Origin of the sequence: Croceibacterium segetis (genome assembly GCF_011320115.1) — a bacterium.
Lineage (GTDB): Bacteria > Pseudomonadota > Alphaproteobacteria > Sphingomonadales > Sphingomonadaceae > Croceibacterium_B > Croceibacterium_B segetis.
Genome location: NZ_JAANOZ010000017.1, coordinates 32,274 through 48,332 on the forward strand (window position 1 = coordinate 32,274; position 16,059 = coordinate 48,332).

Below are 16,059 nucleotides of genomic sequence, written 5' to 3' on the forward strand. Positions count from 1 at the left end.
ATCATCTCTCGGCCCCTCGTGCCCGGTTGCCGAGCCCGCCAGCGCCAGCGCGGCGGCCAAAGCGAAGGTTGCGATAAGTCGACCGCGCACGAAAGCCCCCCGGCAGTGCATTCGCTCGCCTATTAGCGCCGGCTCACATCACTCGCCAGACCCACAGCTTGATGCTGCTGGCATAGCGGGCCCCGGCGCAGACGAAGATCGACTTGTTGAGCCAGTCGTAGGGGCCGTCGGGGGCGATGAACTCGGGCACGGTGCGGAAGTAGTATTCGGACGGATCGACGTCCTCGCCGCGGCGCAGCCGGTCCATGACTTCTGCCGGGCCGTGGCGGAGGCCCTTGTTGCGGATCTGGATCAGCGCGCCGTCGTCGGTCTCGATCGCGTAGATCGCGTCGGCCACTGTCACCCCGTCGGGCCGAGTGAGCTGCCAGTCGGCCGAGTTGCCCATCAGCTGGCCGCTGATCTTCGGACCCTTCACGTAGCCGCCGCTCTTGATCGCGATGATCCGCCGCGCGCCGTCGTAGACCGGCCCGATCTCGCGCGGCGCTTCGAGCTCGCCGCCGGCTTCGTAGACGAATTCCAGCTCCGGCTTGATCATGGCCGTGCCGGTACCGGCCAGTTGCCCAGTCCGTCCTCCGGCCTGGCAGCTGCCGCGACCGCTTGGCCCGACTTTCGCTGCGCGCGTGATGCCGCGATCATGTTTCGCACCTGCTGATTACCTTCGTGGCAAGCGAACTCGTACAAGCGATAGCCGGCATTGCGAGTCCATTCGAGCTCGATGGTCAAAGGCGCGGTGAATACCTCCGGATCGGTGTAGGTAACCCGGTAGGCGATCGTGTTCGGCCCGGTCATCGTCAGGCGCTCGACCGCGCTCGCCTGCTCGCTCACCGGAATCGTGATGCTCTTGCGACCCTGCAGCGGCGGGGCGGCGCGCTTGGCGACATCGTTCGCAGCGCTGTCGCCGGCAACCAGGTTGGTCGTCTCGATCACCAGCGTATCGCCTTCCCAGCGGCCGCGGCTCTGCCCCAACCAGCCGCGCACCGCCTGCGGCCACTGCTCACCATGCCCGACGGGGATGATCCGCGTGCCGAGGACTTCCAGTTGCAGCACCACGAACCCCGGCGACTGGAACAGGCGGATGCCGCCGTTGTAGGGAAACGGCAGCATCGAGGTGGGGAAGCCGCGCGACACGCAGCGGTCGTAGCTGTCGAGGTCGGTCACCCAGTCGATCGGCTGCCCGGGTTTCCAGCTCGTCCGCCCTGCGCGATAGAGGACCTCGGCTTGCGGCGTCAGCGGCGGGACGCGGCCGTTGGCGGGGGCGACGAGCAAGGAGGAGCGGCGGGCGAAGGGTGTCGACTGCAACCATTCGGCGAGCCCGCTGGTGCCCTGCTCGACCACGTCCCTGGTCACTCCGGCGTCGGACTTCCTGGCCGCGGCCAGCCGTGCGGCGAATTCCTGGTCGTTGAGCAACAGCCGGTCGCCAAAAGGTTCCGGCCGTTCGAGCGGAATGCCGGCATCGGCGATGCGATCGATCGGCCAGGTTCCCTGCAAGTCGGGATCGCCCCAGGCGGTCCTGCCCGGCGTGTAGGCCGATTTCGCGGCGGCAGCATGCGCCAGCACGATAGCCGAGCCCGTTATCAGGATTTGAAGAGCCAGGTGACGCCGGTTCATTTGCCCTCAGCGACGGCAGTGCGGTCTTGGGAGCTTTTACGCGGCGAAGGCTTGCCTGACCAGCCGAAGTGCCGCGCGTCTCGGCCATTGCCCGCGCGGGGCACGAACCCTAGCGTGGCTGCCAAGCGAATCGCGCGAAAATTGCGCGAGCGCACCCTGAGAGGAGCATAAAATGGCGGCGGACCTTTACGCGGACTACGTGATCGTCGGCGCGGGCAGCGCGGGCTGCGTGCTGGCGGCGCGGCTGACCGAGAGCGGCGAGCACAAGGTGGTGCTGCTCGAAGCCGGCGGCGACGACCGGCCGCTGAAAGAGCCGAGCCAGATCTGGTCGAACCTGATGATCCACACCCCGATCGGCTTCGGCAAGACGCTCAACGATCCCAAGGTCAACTGGCTCTACGAGACCGAGGTCGATGCCGGCACCGGGAACCGGGCGCACAAGTGGCCCAAGGGCAAGGTGCTCGGCGGCTCGAGCTCGATCAACGGCCTGCTCTACGTGCGCGGCCAGTCTGCGGACTACGACAACTGGGCGCAGATGGGCGCGCGCGGATGGAGCTGGGACGAGGTCCTGCCTTACTTCAAGAAGGCGCAGAACCAGGAACGTGGGCCGATCGACACCCACGGCGTCGGCGGCCCGCTCAACGTGTGCGACTTCCCCGAAAAGCACCTCGTCTCCGCCGCGCTGATCGAGGCCTGCCAGGAAGCCGGCATTCCCTATCGCGAGGACCTCAACAACGGCGACCAGGAAGGCTGCACCTGGTTCCAGATGACCGCCAAGAACGGCAAGCGCCACTCGGCCGCGGTTGCCTACCTGCACCCGGCGATGAACCGGCCCAACCTGCAGGTCGAGCTGCGGGCAATGACCACGAAGATCCTGTTCGAGGGCAAGAAGGCCGTGGGCATCGAGTTCATGCAGAACGGCGAGAAGCGCAAGGTCATGGTCGCGCGCGAAGTGATCCTCGCCGCCGGCTCGGTCGAAAGCCCCAAGCTGCTCGAGATCAGCGGGATCGGCCAGGGCGCGCTGCTGCAGGAGCTCGGCGTGCCGGTGATCCACGAGAGCAAGATGGTCGGCGAGAACATGCAGGACCACGTCATGATCGGCTGCCAGGCGCGCCTCAAGGAGGACTGGCACTCGATCAACCACCGCGCGACCGGGCTGAATCTCATCAAGGAGATCGCCAAGTACGGCATCAGCAAGACCGGCATCCTCAGCATGGCGGTGGCCCACGGCTGCGCCTTCGTGAAGAGCCGCAAGGAGCTCGAGCATCCCGACGTGCAGATCCACATGATGGCCGCGTCGATGGACCTTCAGGTGCTCGCCACCACCCAGGCCCTGCAGCTCGAAAAGGAGCCGGGGCTCGCCAGCAACCCCTGCCAGCTGCGCCCGGAATCGCGCGGCTCGATCCATGCCAGGTCGCCCGACGGCATGGTCGCGCCGAAGATCGTGCCGAACTACCTCAGCGACCCGATCGACCAGGAGATGGCGGTCACCCAGCTCAAGATCATCCGCAACATCTGGCAGCAGCCGGCGCTCGAGCCATACATGGCGGCCAAGGGCGACCCGTTCGGCGACAACGATCAACAGATGTTCGAATACGCCAAGATCGCCAGCGGCACCGTCTACCACCCGGTCGGCACCGTCGCGATGGGCGACGAGCGCTATCCGGTGACGCCCGACCTCAAGGTCCGCGGGGTCGAAGGCCTGCGGGTGATCGACGCCAGCGTGTTCCCCAAGATCACCAGCGGCAACACCAACGCCCCGACGATCATGATCGCCGAGAAGGGCGCCGAGATGGTGCTGGCGGAAGCGAAGGAAGCGGTGGCGGTTTGACGTTTCAAGCGCGCGAGACCGCAAGTGGCCCTTCGCTCACATCAGTCGATTCGACTACCAGAATGCGTGCAACAACCCGGCCTTCCGAATGACCGTTTGACTTACCTTGGGCCCCGGCACAAAAATGCGACTTCCACGTCTGGGGTCGCCACATGCACACTACAGTTCGACTGGTCGCTTCTGCGACCTTCATCCTGTTGGCGGCGTGTGGCAGTGGCGGAGGCGTCCAGAGCACGCCCCCACCGATCCCGACTCCCGCGCCAACTCCAACTCCAACTCCAACTCCGACTCCAACTCCCACGAACGCGCTGATTTCGGACCTCAAGGCTGATCAAACATTTACAGGTGAAGCCAGCACCACAAACGTCACGCTGACCTTGCCCGACGGCATCGTGCAATCGAATGCGCAATCACGCGATGCCATTTCAGTCGACTTCGACGCCTCGTCCCAGACGTATACAGTCACGACGGACGGGCGCAGTGCGTCGTTCGGGCCCGCCGAAAGCCAGACGCCGCGTTATGACGGGGAACAGGCCTGGTCCCGCTCGGACTCCACGGGAAGCGAACACCTCACGCTTGTTACCAATCCCTATTTTGGGTCCCAATATGCGAACAAATACGTGGGCATGGGCTATTGGCAGCGCAACGCGCTGACGGCAGGCGTCCAGCAAACCTATTTCGACACCTTCACGTACGGCTTCAACACCGCGGCCGCCAATGTGCCGCGCACCGGCGCAGCGCACTGGCTGACCGATGTATTTGGGCTGCTCTCGATTCCCGGAGTCGAGCTCAAGGTCGTCCAGGGATCGGGAGATTTCCAGGTTGATTTCGCCGATGGTACTTTCCAGACCCTGGCATATCTCAACGAAGGCAACGTCGTGACCGATGGGGGTGCCAGCGGCGCGTTACGGTTCGACGGCGGGGGATCACTGAATTCGACTGGCGGATTTGCTGGGTTGTTCTCCTATGTTTCCCCAAGTGCTCGATTGAACGGCGCGATCGGGGGTTCATTCTATGGCCCGAGCGGCGATGAAATCGGGGGTACCTTCAACGGAAGCGGCAATGGCGCGACATTGACCGGTGCTTTTACCGGCCAGAAATTCGATGTGGGCGCAACTAGCGATGGAATCCCCAACATCAGCCTGACCAACCTGCTCACCCCGCAGCGCCTGTCTGGGCCGTCGATCACGTTCTTCTATCGGCAGAGCAGCACTCCCGGGTTCGAAAATCTCGTTCGGGGCCAATCAGAAGGACAGGTTTCAATCGAACCGGACGGAGTTAAGTCGCTGAATTTCAACAACGGCAGCTACACTCTTGTTCCCAGTGATATTGACACGGTCGGTCCGGCCAATTTTTCGACTTACCGCTCGACGTTCAATGGCGAGCCATTGACGGTATCACTATACAAGACAGGATCCGCCAATGGCGAATTGGCCCTGACCTACGCGAGTTTTGTCGACTGGCGATCGAGCGAGCCGACCACGCTGCCGTCCGGAGACGCCGCGACCAATTATTATCACCAATATTTGGTCTACGGATTTGAAACTCCGACGGGGATCATCGCGGCTCGTACGGGTAGCGCGACCTATTCCGGAGTTGTCTACGGAGCGGGAGCAGCACCGGACGGACGTGCTTTCAACGTGAGCGGGTCCTCATTCTTCGACGTTCGGTTTGATGCCGACACCTATAGCGGCTGGATGCAGCTCCTTGGCAACGAATCAAATGGCACAGTAACCGACTTTGGCCGCTGGACTTTCTCCGGCGCGGCGAACAACAGCATGGTCAGCGCGCCGTTGATCGGACCCGGAGCATTCGATCCTGGCAGCGCGATCTATCCTCGCTTCTACGGACCGACAGGACAGGAGATTGGTGCGACTTTCTGGTTGAAGACCACTCCGGCCCTCGATCCTTCCGGGGTTCAAATAGTCGGCGCAACCCTCGCCAAGTAGTCATGCGCGCATTCATCTGGTTATTTGCTGCCGGCTGCGTTGGAATTCCGGTGAGACCGGCGCTGTCCCATCAGGTAATAAAAGGGCTGTCGGCCTCTGACCTGTTCGATGCTGCTGCCCGAGCGACCGCAGCCGGAAAAAGTGGGGAGGCGCTCGCCATGTATCGGGCACTGGCGAATGACCCCGATCTCGAGGTGCGCTCTGAAGCCCGTTTCCGGATGGGCGGCCTGTTAACCAGGCTCGGCCGAGAGCCTGAAGCGGCGCGCGCCTACCGCGCGATACTTGACGAAAAGCCAAATGCGACGCGAGTTCGTTTCGAATTGGCGCGTCTGCTCGAAAGGATGGGCGACGAGGCAGAAGCGCGACGGGAGCTGCGCCAGGTTCGCGCCGTACCACTACCAGCCGATGTGGCGATGTTTGTCGATCGCTTCGCGGATGCCCTTCGCTCACGCAAGCCAATAGGCGGATCGTTCGAGATCGGCTTTGCCCCAAACTCGAACATCAACCGCGCCACCGACGCCCGCATATTGGAAACCGTTATCGCCCCCCTCACTTTGGACGACGCGGCTCGCGCCCAATCCGGTGTTGGCGTCGAAGGAAGCGGGCAGGCCTATCTTCGCTGGCCCCTCAGCGACGAAGTTAATGTCGTCCCGCGCGTCTCGGGCGAAGGGGAATTTTACCGCAAAAGCGAGTTCGATGACGTTTCCGTGTCTGCACAGGCAGGCATTGAATGGCACGCCGGCAAGGATCGGATCACGCCCTCGGCAGGCAGGACTTGGCGCTGGTTCGGCGGCAAACCCTACGCGACGACTGACACACTATCAGCAGCTTGGGTGCATTCGCTGGGACCAAGGGCGCAATTGACCCTCCGAGGAGGGGCAGGACAAGCATCGTACAAGTTCAACAGGCTACAGTCCGGTGGCCTCTATAATGTTTCTGCCACCGCCGAATTCGCGGTGAGCGCTCGGACTGGCGTTGGTGGCTCGCTTGGAGCAACTCGGCAATCGGCTCGGGATCCGGGCTACGCGACGACATCAGGCTACGTTTCGCTTTTTGGCTGGCGCGAAGCCGGACCGATGACCGTCTACGCTTCATCCACCCTACGCCGGACGTTGGGTGACGCACGCCTATTCCTGTTCGACGACCGGCGACGGGAGTGGTTTGCAAGCGTCAGCGGCGGCGTAACGCTTCGCCAACTTGCGGTCGCTGAGTTTGCTCCGTTCGTACGGGTAACCCTCGAGCGCAACTTTTCGACCGTCGGCATTTACGACTATCGCCGGATGAAGGCGCAAGTCGGACTCACTCGGGCCTTCTAGGCTTTGATTTGACGCCAGCCGAAATTCTACGTCAAATCATGCGGCCTGATCCTCGCCATCTGCTCCGCTGCCTACATCGCTTCGCGCTTGGCAATTCCGTCAATCGACCTCGTCCCGGCCGATAAGCCTTTCCTACACGCCCGCGATCTGAAAGACTCGCGGCGGCTCTTTCCAATCGTCGGTTCCCCTCAATCCCAGGCTCGCTCCGCCCCTTTGGCGCGCGCGAGTCCTGCGCGTGTTTCGTCAACTTGCATCTTGCGCAACACGTCCGGCGGCTCCTCGCGCTGGTGCGACTTTTGTGCGACTTTTGGCTTTGCGCGGCAGCCGGCTTTTCCTCAGGTCAAATCGTCGAGCCTGATCTTCAGCCCCCGCTCCGCCGCCTTCATGGCGTCGCGCCTTAGCTGCTCGATCTTGAGCCGCCCCGGAGGCGCCTCCTCGTCCGGCAGGGCGGCCATGATCGCGGCGTGGATTTCCTCGAAGTCGGGGCCGTGCTCGGGGTGGGTGAGGATCAGGCCGCGTTGCTCGGTCATGCCGTTCAGGATCTTCTGGCCGACCACGTACGGGTCCATGCCTTCCTCGAACGCGGTGCCGAACTGCTCGAGCTCGGCCTGCTCGACCGGGGAGAAGCCGCTCTCGGCGAAGCTGTCGGGGCGCTTGAGCGCGCTGGTCCAGGCGTTGGTCCTGGTCAGCGCCGGGCACACCAGCGAACAGCCGATGCCGTGCGGGGCGAGATTGTAGCGCAAGCTTTCGGTCAGGCCGCGCACGGCGAACTTGCTGGCGGTATAGATGCCCGCCTGCGGCCCCGGGAGGAAGGCGGCCATGCTGGCGACGTTGGTCACGTGGCGGCGGCCCCTGGCGGCCTTGATCTTCGGCAGGAGGCTGACGAGCCCGTTGACCACGCCGCCGAAGTTGACGCCCATGATCCAGTCGTAATCGTCGTAGCTCGCTTCGTCGGTCGGGCCGAACACCGAGACCCCGGCGTTGTTCACCAGCACGTGCACCTCGCCGAAGCGGTCGACGACTTCGTCGGCCACGTCAGCGAAGCGCGCCCGGTCGGTGACATCGAGCTTGCAGTAGAGCGGCTGCTCGTAGCCCTTGCTCTCGAACCAGCGCTCGGTCAGCGCGCGATCGTCCTCGTTGCGGTAACTGAGCGCCAGGCGAAAGCCGTTGTCGGCGAAGGCTTGCGCCACGCCGAGGCCGATCCCGGTCACCGCGCCGGTGATGAAAGCCACACGGCCCTCCCAGGGGCGCCGCTCGTTGCTCATGTCCGAAATCCTCTACCCAAAACAGTCACGTTCGTTAGTAACGCATACAAACATAATCCGGAGAGTCGAGAATGAGCGACGTCGAAGCCCGCCTTGCGGAGCTTGAGCACAAGGTGGGCGTACTGGAGGATATCCAGGCGATCCGCCGCCTTCACTGGGCCTATGGCTACTACATCGATTTCAACCGCCCGGACGAGGTCGCCGACCTGTTCGCCGAGGACGGCGCAGTGGTGTTCCTCAGCGGCGAATACATCGGCCACAAGGGCGTCAAGCGGCTCTACGGCGACTGGATTGCCGGGCGCTTCACCGGCGGCAAGCCGGGACCGGTCAACGGCCTGCTGCTCGACCACTTCCAGATGCAGGACGTGATCACCGTCGCGCCCGACCGCAAGACCGCCAAGGGCCGCTTCCACGGCATCCTGCTCGGCGGCTGGCACGACGACTTTCAGGAGACGCGCGAGGAGATGATGCCGCAGCAGTTCATGGAAGCCGGCATCTACGAGAACGACTACGTCAACGTGGACGGCGTGTGGAAGATCAAGCGGCTCGATTACATGATGCAATGGCAGGCCAACTACGAGGAAGGCTGGGCGCATACCACCGCGCACCTGCAACCGGCCGAGAAGACCTACCCCGAGGACCCGCTCGGCCCCGACCGCCTGCTGCCGCCCGAGCAGCACCGCAAGACCTGGCCCTATCGCCAGGACGTGCCGATGCACTTCGCGCACCCGAAGTTCGGCGCACTGCTGGCGGGGCAGGAGAAGCGGTGAAGCCGGCCGCGGGAGCGCTGCCGTGGGACACCGGGGCGCCGCCGTTCGATCCGCGCGACACGTCGGATCGGGAGGCGCTCTCCGCGCGGCAGGTCGCCGAGCGTTTCATCCAGCTGTTCTACGTCGAGGACAACCCGACCGACGCTTTCACCTGCTGGATGCATCTCGACTACATCCAGCATAACCCCAATGCGCCCACCGGCCGCGATGCGACGCTGGCGATGATGCAGGCGAGCATGGCCCGGCTGCCCGACCTCAGCCACGAGGTGAAGCGGGTCGTCTGGGGGGATGCCGACCTCGTCGCCGTGCACTTCCACTTCCTGCGCGAGAAAGGCACCCGCGGCTATGCGATCGTCGACCTGCTGCGGGTGCAGGACGGCTACATCGTCGAGCATTGGGACGTGATGCAGGAAGTGCCCGATCCGGCGGAAACCAAGAACCCCAACGGGATGTTCTGAGCCGGGTTAGCGCTAACAATGTTGCGCAATTGCATCAGGTTAGCGTGCGCTGACCTCGTGCGCCTCTCCAGCGATTGCAACGATCGTTAATGTATGCACAGCATACCAACGCCGCCGACTCCCCCAGATGGCGGCTCCCAGACTTGGAGAGATCAATGACCGCTGTTTCGCCGCGCCTGCGCGCCGGCTCGCCCCTCATGCTCGGCGCTTCGCTCGCCGCCCTGACCATCGCCGGCCCCGCCTTCGCGCAGGACGCCGCCATGCCGGCCCCGCAGGCTCAGGCACAGGCCGCCAACCCCGATCCCGCCGCCACGACCGACAACAGCCAGGTCAGCAACGAGATCGTCGTCACCGCGCAGTTCCGCGCGCAGAACATCCAGGACACCCCGCTCGCCATCACCGCGGTCAACGCCGCGACCATGGAGGCCAAGAGCCAGACCAACCTCGCGCAAGTCGCCGACAGCGCGCCGAACGTCACCCTCAAGCCGCAAGGCGCCTCGTTCGGCCCGTCGATCGCGGTTTCGATCCGCGGCATCGGCCAGGGCGACTTCAACCCCGCTTACGAGCCCGGCGTCGGCATCTACATCGACGACGTCTACTATCCGCAGCTGACCGGCGCGGTGTTCGACCTGCTCGACCTCGACCGCGTCGAGATCCTGCGCGGGCCGCAGGGCACGCTCTCGGGCCGCAATTCCGAAGGCGGCTCGATCAAGATGTTCACCAAGAAGCCGACCGGCTCGGGCGACGGCTTCGTCGAGGGCACTTACGGCAGCCGCCAGCGCATCGGCATGCGCGCGGGGGTCGACTTCAAGCTGACCGACAACCTCTTCGCCCGCGTCTCGGGGGTCTACAAGCACCAGAACGGCTACGTCGACCAGCTCGACTTCGGCTGCGTCTATCCGGCCGGCGGCCCGGCCACCTTCACCGCCAACGACGGCACCACCAAGCAGACCAATCCCACCGGCGGCATCCCGGCGATCAAGGCCAACGGCGCGTGCCGCGTCGACAAGCTCGGCGAGGTCGGCTACCAGGCGATCCGCGGCGCGCTGCGCTACAACCCGTCGAACGCGGTCGATATCAACCTGACCGCCGAATACATCCACGACAAGCACAGCGCCGCCGGCGAAGTGCTTGCGGCGACCGCCGTGATCGATAACCCGAACACCAACATCGGCACCAACCCGCCGCAATATGCCGGCGGCAGCCCTGGCGTGCCGTACGACAACCGCTTCATCTGCGGGAAGTTCTGCAACTTCTCGTCGTACTCCTCGCCGGCGATCGTCTATCACGGCATCCTGGCGCCCAACCAGCCGCTGCTCGCCACGCAGAACAACAACACCAGCGTCTACGACGGCTACAACCTGGCGGCGAACGCGCACTTCGCGCTGAGCGACATGTTCTCGATCGACAACATCCTCGCCTACCAGAACTGGAAGTCGAAGTTCGGCGTCGACGACGACCTTTCGCCGATCCCGCTGTCGGGCGGCTTCAACAGCCTGACCCACTGGAACTGGAGCGAGGAAATCCGCCTCAACGCCGAACTCGCCAGCAACATCCACGCGGTGCTCGGCGGCTACTGGTTCGAGCAGGAGACCGACTACTTCTCGTACCAGGACCTGCGCTACATCAACGCCGCGCCCGGCCTCGGGCTGTTCCCGCTGCAGTTCATCCAGCCCGACCGGACCCCGGCGCAAGCCAAGGCCGCGTTCGGCAACGTGAACTGGGAGATCGTGCCCGGCCTGACCTTCGACGGCGGCCTGCGCTACACCGACGAGAAGAAGCAGTATCACTACTTCCGCTACAATCCCGACGGCGTGACCATCAACCCGTATGTCGACCCCGTCGGCGCGGTGGCGGGCGCCGGCGCGCCGGGCGCGCTGACCGGCCTCGTCGCGCGCTACCACGGCAACCGCTGGGATTACCGCGCGGCGCTCAACTACCGCTTCTCGCCCGAGGCGATGGTCTACGTGAGCACCGCCACCGGCTTCAAGGGCGGCGGCACCAATCCGCGGCCGTTCTACGCCAGCCAGGCGATCGCGTTCGCCCCCGAAGTGCTGACCAACTACGAAGTGGGTCTCAAGACCGACCTGTTCGACCGCCGGCTGCGCTTCAACGTCGACGCCTTCTACGGCAAGCTGAAGAACGCCCAGGTCGGCGTCTCGGTCTGCCCGGACGGCTCGACCCCGTGCGCCGCGCTGATCAACGGCGGCAACGCGCGTGAATGGGGTGTCGAGGCGGACTTCCTCGCGCGACCGATCGACGGCTTCAGCATCGACGGCTCGCTCAGCTACCTCAACTTCAAGTACACCAAGCTGGCCCCCGGAACGACGATCTCGCTCGACGAACCCTTCGCCGGTTCGCCGAAGTGGAAGTGGACCCTGGGCGCGCAGTTCGAGACCGACCTCGGCAGCTTCGGGTCGCTCACCCCGCGCGTCGATGCGACCTACCAGGACAAGATCTACAGCGGCTTCACCTACAACACGGTGCCGCAGTTCATCGACGCCTACACCTTGCTCAACGCGCGCCTGACCTGGCAGAACGAGGACAAGGACCTGTCGGTGTCGCTCGAGGGGACCAACCTCACCAACAAGTACTACTATGTCACCCTGTTCGACTTGCGCGCCGCCGGCGCCGGGCTCGACAAGGCCCAGCCGGGCCGGCCGCGCGAATGGGCAGTGACGGTCAAGAAGACGTTCTAGCTTCCCTGAGCCGGCGACAATCGAAGGGCGGTCCCGCGGGGCCGCCCTTTCTTTTGGCGGCCGTTTCCAGCACCGGAAAACCTGTTGCCGGCATGCATCATCATCGCCGCATTGGGCTGCCGCGCCGGTCGCGACAATTGCAACGATCGTTAATGTATGTAATGCATACAATCGCTGCCACTCGAGTGCGCGGCCAACGATTCATAAGGGAGAGGTTTCGATGGCATATGCCAATTCGCGCGTCCGGACGCGCACGTCCTTGGTTCTTGGTGCTTCTCTTGCGGCGATGACCCTGGCATCGCCCGCGCTGGCTCAATCGGACGACGCCAAGGCGGCGGGCGACCAAACCGCTCAGTCCGCCGCATCGACGGCGGATGCCGGCGGAAGCGAGATCGTCGTCACGGCCCAGTTCCGCGAGCAGAAGCTCCAGGACACCCCGCTGGCGATTACCGCCGTCAATGCCGCGATGCTCGAGGCGCGCAGCCAGACGGACATCTCGCAAATCACCGCCCAGGCGCCCAACGTGACGCTCAAGCCGCAAGGAGCGGCGTTCGGTCCCTCGCTGGCGGCATCGATCCGCGGCGTCGGCCAGTACGACTTCAACCCGGCGCTCGAGCCCGGTGTCGGCCTCTACGTGGACGACGTCTATTACGCGACGCTCACCGGCGCCATCTTCGACCTGCTCGACCTCGACCGGGTCGAGGTTCTTCGCGGCCCGCAAGGGACCCTGGCAGGCAAGAACTCCATCGGCGGCGCGGTCAAGCTCTACTCGAAGAAGCCGACCGGCGACGGCAGCGGCTACGTCTCGGGCACTTACGGCAGCCGCAACCGGATGGACCTGCGGGCGAGCGCCGACTTCAAGCTGGCGCCGGATCTCTACATGCGCCTGGCGGGTGTCGCCAAAAAGCAGGAAGGCTACGTCAAGCGGCTCGACTTCGGCTGCGTCAATCCGCCCGGCAGCGCGCTCAACCCGGCGGTGGGCGGAGTGCAGCCGACGACGAACGCGGGCAACTGCGTCGTCGCGCGTGACGGCCAGGTGAACTACCAGGCCGTGCGCGGCCAGCTGCGCTACAACCCGAGCGACCGCATCGATATCAACATCATCGGCGATTACACGAACGATGATCGCACCGACGCCGCGAGCATTCTCCTGCAGGCGAACAACGCCAACCCCAACATCCGCGGCAATGCGGTCAACGTGCCGTACGACAGCCGTTTCGTCTGTGGCCGCTATTGCAACTACGCCAGTTACTTCTCGCCTGCCGGCGCCTGGCTTACGCCGCCGGTCGCGGGATACCCGCTGATCGAGACGCGCGGCGACGGCCGGACCAAGTTCAAAGGCTGGGGCCTGTCGGGCCAGGCCGACTTCCAGATCACCGACAGCCTGCAGCTGCAATCGATCACATCCTACCGCGAATACACGCTCCACTTCACCAACGACGACGACGCGTCGCCGCTGTCGATCGGCAACGGCGAAGGTGACCTCGACTACTGGGGCTTCACCCAGGAATTGCGCCTCAACGGGCAAATGCTCAATGACACGCTGAACTGGACGCTCGGCGGTTTCTACCTCGACCAGCGTTCTACGTACGCGACCTTCCAGGACCTGCGCTATGCGCCGATCCCGCTGCAGTTCCAGGGCGACGATCCGGTCAACGCCGATACCAAGGCGGTGTTCGGGGCCGTATCCTGGGAACTGGTCAAGGACCTGACCTTCAACGGCGGCCTGCGCTATACCGAAGAGCACAAGGACTACACCTTCAGCCGCCGCAACCGCGACGGCACGCTCAATCCGTTCCTCGGGGCGCTCGACGGGGTGACCGGCAATTACGACGGCAACCGCGTCGACTGGCGCGCCAACCTGCAATACCGCTTCAGCCCCTCGCTGATGACTTATGCGCAGGTCTCTACCGGCTTCAAGGGCGGCGGCATCGGCCCGCGGCCGTTCAATCCGGCGCAAGTCCGGCCGTTCGGGCCGGAAACGCTGACCGCCTACGAAGTCGGCTTCAAGAGCGACCTGTTCGACCGTGTCGTGCGGTTCAACGGCGCGGCGTTCTATTCCGACTACAAGGACATCCAGCTGACGCTGCTTTCGTGCCCGCAGTTCGGTGGCCCCGGGCCGTGTGCGCTGCCGCAGAATGCCGGCAACGCGCATATCAAGGGTTTCGAACTGGAAACCACGATCGATCCGCGCAACGGGCTGCTGATCGACGGATCGTTCAGCTATCTCGACTTCAAGTACACCTCGATCAACCCGCAAGCCGGCGGGCCCAGCGCACCCGGAGGCGTGCAGGTCGGCATGGTGCCGCCGTACACCCCGGCATGGAAGTGGGCGGTCGGCATCCAGTACGAGATCGACCTCGGCGGTTCCGGTTCGCTGACGCCGCGCTTCGACGCCAACTACCAGTCGAAGATCTGGTCGAACGCGGTCAACAAGCCGAGCAATCAGATCGCCGCCTACACCTTGGCCAACGCACGGCTGACGTGGCGCAACGCCGACCGCGATCTCGAGATCTCGGCCGAGGTGACCAACCTGTTCGACAAGTATTACCTGCTGACCAGCTTCGACCTCACCGGGGCTGGCGCCGGCTTCGTCGGCGCCCAGCCGGCCCGTCCGCGCGAGTGGGCGGTGACGGTCAAGAAGACCTTCTGAGCGCAAGCGCTTTGGAACTCGGGAAGGGCGGCCCCTGTGGCCGCCCTTTCACGTTTGGCGGAACGGCACGGCGAGCGTTGTCCGGGTGGCCGCGCGCCAGAGCCATTCGAGCGGGCCGTAGCGATAGGCGCGGAACCACAGTGCCGCGAGCGCGGCCTGGACGGCGAAGAGCAGCGCTCCGACCAGCGCCAATTGCCCTTGCGACAAGTCGTCCCACAGCCCCAGGCCGAAACCGTAGAGCAGCGGCGCGGCGACCAGCGACTGGCCGACGTAGAGCGTCAGCGTCATCTTCCCCGGGGGCGCCAGCCAGCCCAGCGGTCGCCGCAGCGGGCTCAGCCAGAGAAGCACGAACAGCGCGACCTGGAAGCCGGTGGCGCCGAGCGCGCGCCACTGATCGACCGCCGATTCTAGCGACTGGCGCACCATCGGCGCGCCGCCCGCATCCGCGCCCGCCGGAAGCACAGATGGCCCTGCCCAACGCGCCAGCGCCCACAGCGCCGCAGACACGGCGAGAACCGCGAACCAGCCTGACCGGTGGTGCCCGGCGTCGGCGAACCAGCCGCGCCGCTGGATGACCGTGCCGAGGAAGAACAGTCCGGCGATCTCTACCACCCGGCCGGTTTCGAGATAGTAGGACCACTTGCTCATCATCCCCGGCCCGGCGTTCGCCGCCAGCACCTCGCCGAAGCTGCCGTAAGCCAGCGCGGCGAGGTTGCTGTCCCCGAAGAACAGCGGGTTGGCCTGCGCCCACGCCGCGCCGTGGCTTGCGGCCCAGGCTCGCCCCAGCAGCGGCAACTGGAGGAACAGCAGCGCTGCCAGCGCCAGCAACAACCTGTCGGACCTGACGCGGTCGAACGGGATCAGGATCAGCCCGGCGAGGGCCAGCACCTGCAGGATGTCGCCGCGATAGACCAGCGCGTGGAGCGTGCCGATGGCGAACAGCAGCATGAGCCGCCAGGCGAAGCGCAGCGTAAAGTCCCCGCCCCGCGCCCGCTCGTTGGCCATGATCGTCGCGAAGCTGAAGCCGAACAGCAGCGCGAAGATCGCGAAGGCCTTGCCGGAGAACAGCGCGAACACCGCATCGAACCAGAAGCCCGGCTTGGGATCGAGCCAGTGCAGTTCGAACCGCTCGACGCAATGGACCAGGAACAGCCCGAGCAGCGCGTAACCGCGCAGGGCGTCGACCATCGTGATGCGGTTGCTGGCCTGCATGACCCTCTCCCCTTGACGGAGAGAGGGTCTAACAGGCGTCTTTTGGTAGCGCTACCTTTTAGTCCGCCATCGCCGGGACGGTGCCCCAGACTTCGTCGGCGACATCGACGACGAGGCGGATCTTGTCGGCCTGCTGCTCGGTGGTGATGTCGTTGCCGTGGACGGTGCTGGCAAAGCCGCACTGCGGGCTCAGCGCGAGCTGCTCGATGGGGACGAACCTGGCCGCCTCGTCGATCCG

General features: G+C 64.9%; 11 protein-coding genes and 1 pseudogene. 7 read left to right on the forward strand and 5 right to left on the reverse strand.

The window, feature by feature from the left end:
• Positions 1-133: 133 nt before the first annotated feature.
• Both G7B69_RS14735 and G7B69_RS14740 read right to left on the reverse strand, forming a co-directional pair.
• The gene (locus G7B69_RS14735; RefSeq protein ID WP_166180638.1) at positions 134-595 is read right to left on the reverse strand and encodes a DUF3237 domain-containing protein; all 462 of its coding nucleotides are present in this window, start codon (positions 593-595) and stop codon (positions 134-136) included.
• The gene (locus tag G7B69_RS14740; protein WP_166180640.1) at positions 592-1,668 is read right to left on the reverse strand and encodes a hypothetical protein; all 1,077 of its coding nucleotides are present in this window, start codon (positions 1,666-1,668) and stop codon (positions 592-594) included. The genes G7B69_RS14735 and G7B69_RS14740 overlap by 4 nt, the downstream gene beginning before the upstream one ends.
• Positions 1,669-1,840: 172 nt before the next feature.
• On the opposite strand from G7B69_RS14740, the gene G7B69_RS14745 reads away from it, so the two are divergent.
• From G7B69_RS14745 to G7B69_RS14755, 3 genes are all read left to right on the forward strand, one after another.
• Positions 1,841-3,499: a GMC family oxidoreductase gene (locus G7B69_RS14745; protein WP_166180642.1), complete on the forward strand. Its 1,659-nt coding sequence runs from the start codon at positions 1,841-1,843 to the stop codon at positions 3,497-3,499.
• 152 nt (positions 3,500-3,651) lie between these two features.
• Positions 3,652-5,448 carry a HupA family protein gene (locus G7B69_RS14750; protein ID WP_166180581.1) on the forward strand — a complete coding sequence of 599 codons (1,797 nt, stop codon included), beginning with the start codon at positions 3,652-3,654 and terminating at the stop codon, positions 5,446-5,448.
• Between the two features lie 2 nt (positions 5,449-5,450).
• The gene (locus G7B69_RS14755; RefSeq protein ID WP_166180644.1) at positions 5,451-6,764 is read left to right on the forward strand and encodes a surface lipoprotein assembly modifier; all 1,314 of its coding nucleotides are present in this window, start codon (positions 5,451-5,453) and stop codon (positions 6,762-6,764) included.
• Positions 6,765-7,099: 335 nt separating this feature from the next.
• On the opposite strand, the gene G7B69_RS14760 is transcribed toward G7B69_RS14755, so the two are convergent.
• Positions 7,100-8,029 (reverse strand): SDR family NAD(P)-dependent oxidoreductase, encoded by a 930-nt coding sequence (locus G7B69_RS14760; RefSeq protein WP_166180646.1) that lies wholly within the window; start codon positions 8,027-8,029, stop codon positions 7,100-7,102.
• A 71-nt stretch (positions 8,030-8,100) separates the two neighbouring features.
• On the opposite strand from G7B69_RS14760, the gene G7B69_RS14765 reads away from it, so the two are divergent.
• The 4 genes from G7B69_RS14765 to G7B69_RS14780 all read left to right on the forward strand — a co-directional run bounded on the left by G7B69_RS14765 (position 8,101) and on the right by G7B69_RS14780 (position 14,609).
• On the forward strand, positions 8,101-8,799 hold the full coding sequence (locus G7B69_RS14765) for a nuclear transport factor 2 family protein (protein ID WP_166180648.1): 699 nt from the start codon (positions 8,101-8,103) through the stop codon (positions 8,797-8,799).
• Positions 8,796-9,257 (forward strand): nuclear transport factor 2 family protein, encoded by a 462-nt coding sequence (locus G7B69_RS14770; protein WP_166180650.1) that lies wholly within the window; start codon positions 8,796-8,798, stop codon positions 9,255-9,257. Before G7B69_RS14765 ends, G7B69_RS14770 begins: the two co-directional genes overlap by 4 nt.
• A 155-nt stretch (positions 9,258-9,412) precedes the next feature.
• Entirely contained in the window at positions 9,413-11,956 is a 2,544-nt protein-coding gene (locus G7B69_RS14775; protein WP_243415206.1) for a TonB-dependent receptor, read from the forward strand.
• 286 nt (positions 11,957-12,242) lie between these two features.
• Entirely contained in the window at positions 12,243-14,609 is a 2,367-nt protein-coding gene (locus tag G7B69_RS14780) for a TonB-dependent receptor (protein ID WP_243415207.1), read from the forward strand.
• 48 nt (positions 14,610-14,657) lie between these two features.
• Here G7B69_RS14780 and G7B69_RS14785 read toward each other — a convergent pair whose 3' ends face one another.
• Both G7B69_RS14785 and G7B69_RS14790 read right to left on the reverse strand, forming a co-directional pair.
• A complete protein-coding gene (locus G7B69_RS14785) occupies positions 14,658-15,821 on the reverse strand; it encodes a DUF418 domain-containing protein (RefSeq protein ID WP_166180654.1) in 1,164 nt (387 codons plus the stop codon).
• 58 nt (positions 15,822-15,879) lie between these two features.
• Positions 15,880-16,059 (reverse strand): annotated as a pseudogene (locus tag G7B69_RS14790) (hypothetical protein); the annotation flags it as partial.

Excerpts from the sequence above, each read along its gene's own strand:
- G7B69_RS14735 (WP_166180638.1), bottom strand. The coding sequence starts at position 595 with ATGATCAAGCCGGAGCTGGAATTCGTCTACGAAGCCGGCGGCGAGCTC.
- G7B69_RS14740 (WP_166180640.1), bottom strand. The coding sequence starts at position 1,668 with ATGAACCGGCGTCACCTGGCTCTTCAAATCCTGATAACGGGCTCGGCT.
- G7B69_RS14745 (WP_166180642.1), top strand. The coding sequence starts at position 1,841 with ATGGCGGCGGACCTTTACGCGGACTACGTGATCGTCGGCGCGGGCAGC.
- G7B69_RS14750 (WP_166180581.1), top strand. The coding sequence starts at position 3,652 with ATGCACACTACAGTTCGACTGGTCGCTTCTGCGACCTTCATCCTGTTG.
- G7B69_RS14755 (WP_166180644.1), top strand. The coding sequence starts at position 5,451 with ATGCGCGCATTCATCTGGTTATTTGCTGCCGGCTGCGTTGGAATTCCG.
- G7B69_RS14760 (WP_166180646.1), bottom strand. The coding sequence starts at position 8,029 with ATGAGCAACGAGCGGCGCCCCTGGGAGGGCCGTGTGGCTTTCATCACC.
- G7B69_RS14765 (WP_166180648.1), top strand. The coding sequence starts at position 8,101 with ATGAGCGACGTCGAAGCCCGCCTTGCGGAGCTTGAGCACAAGGTGGGC.
- G7B69_RS14775 (WP_243415206.1), top strand. The coding sequence starts at position 9,413 with ATGACCGCTGTTTCGCCGCGCCTGCGCGCCGGCTCGCCCCTCATGCTC.
- G7B69_RS14780 (WP_243415207.1), top strand. The coding sequence starts at position 12,243 with ATGACCCTGGCATCGCCCGCGCTGGCTCAATCGGACGACGCCAAGGCG.
- G7B69_RS14785 (WP_166180654.1), bottom strand. The coding sequence starts at position 15,821 with ATGCAGGCCAGCAACCGCATCACGATGGTCGACGCCCTGCGCGGTTAC.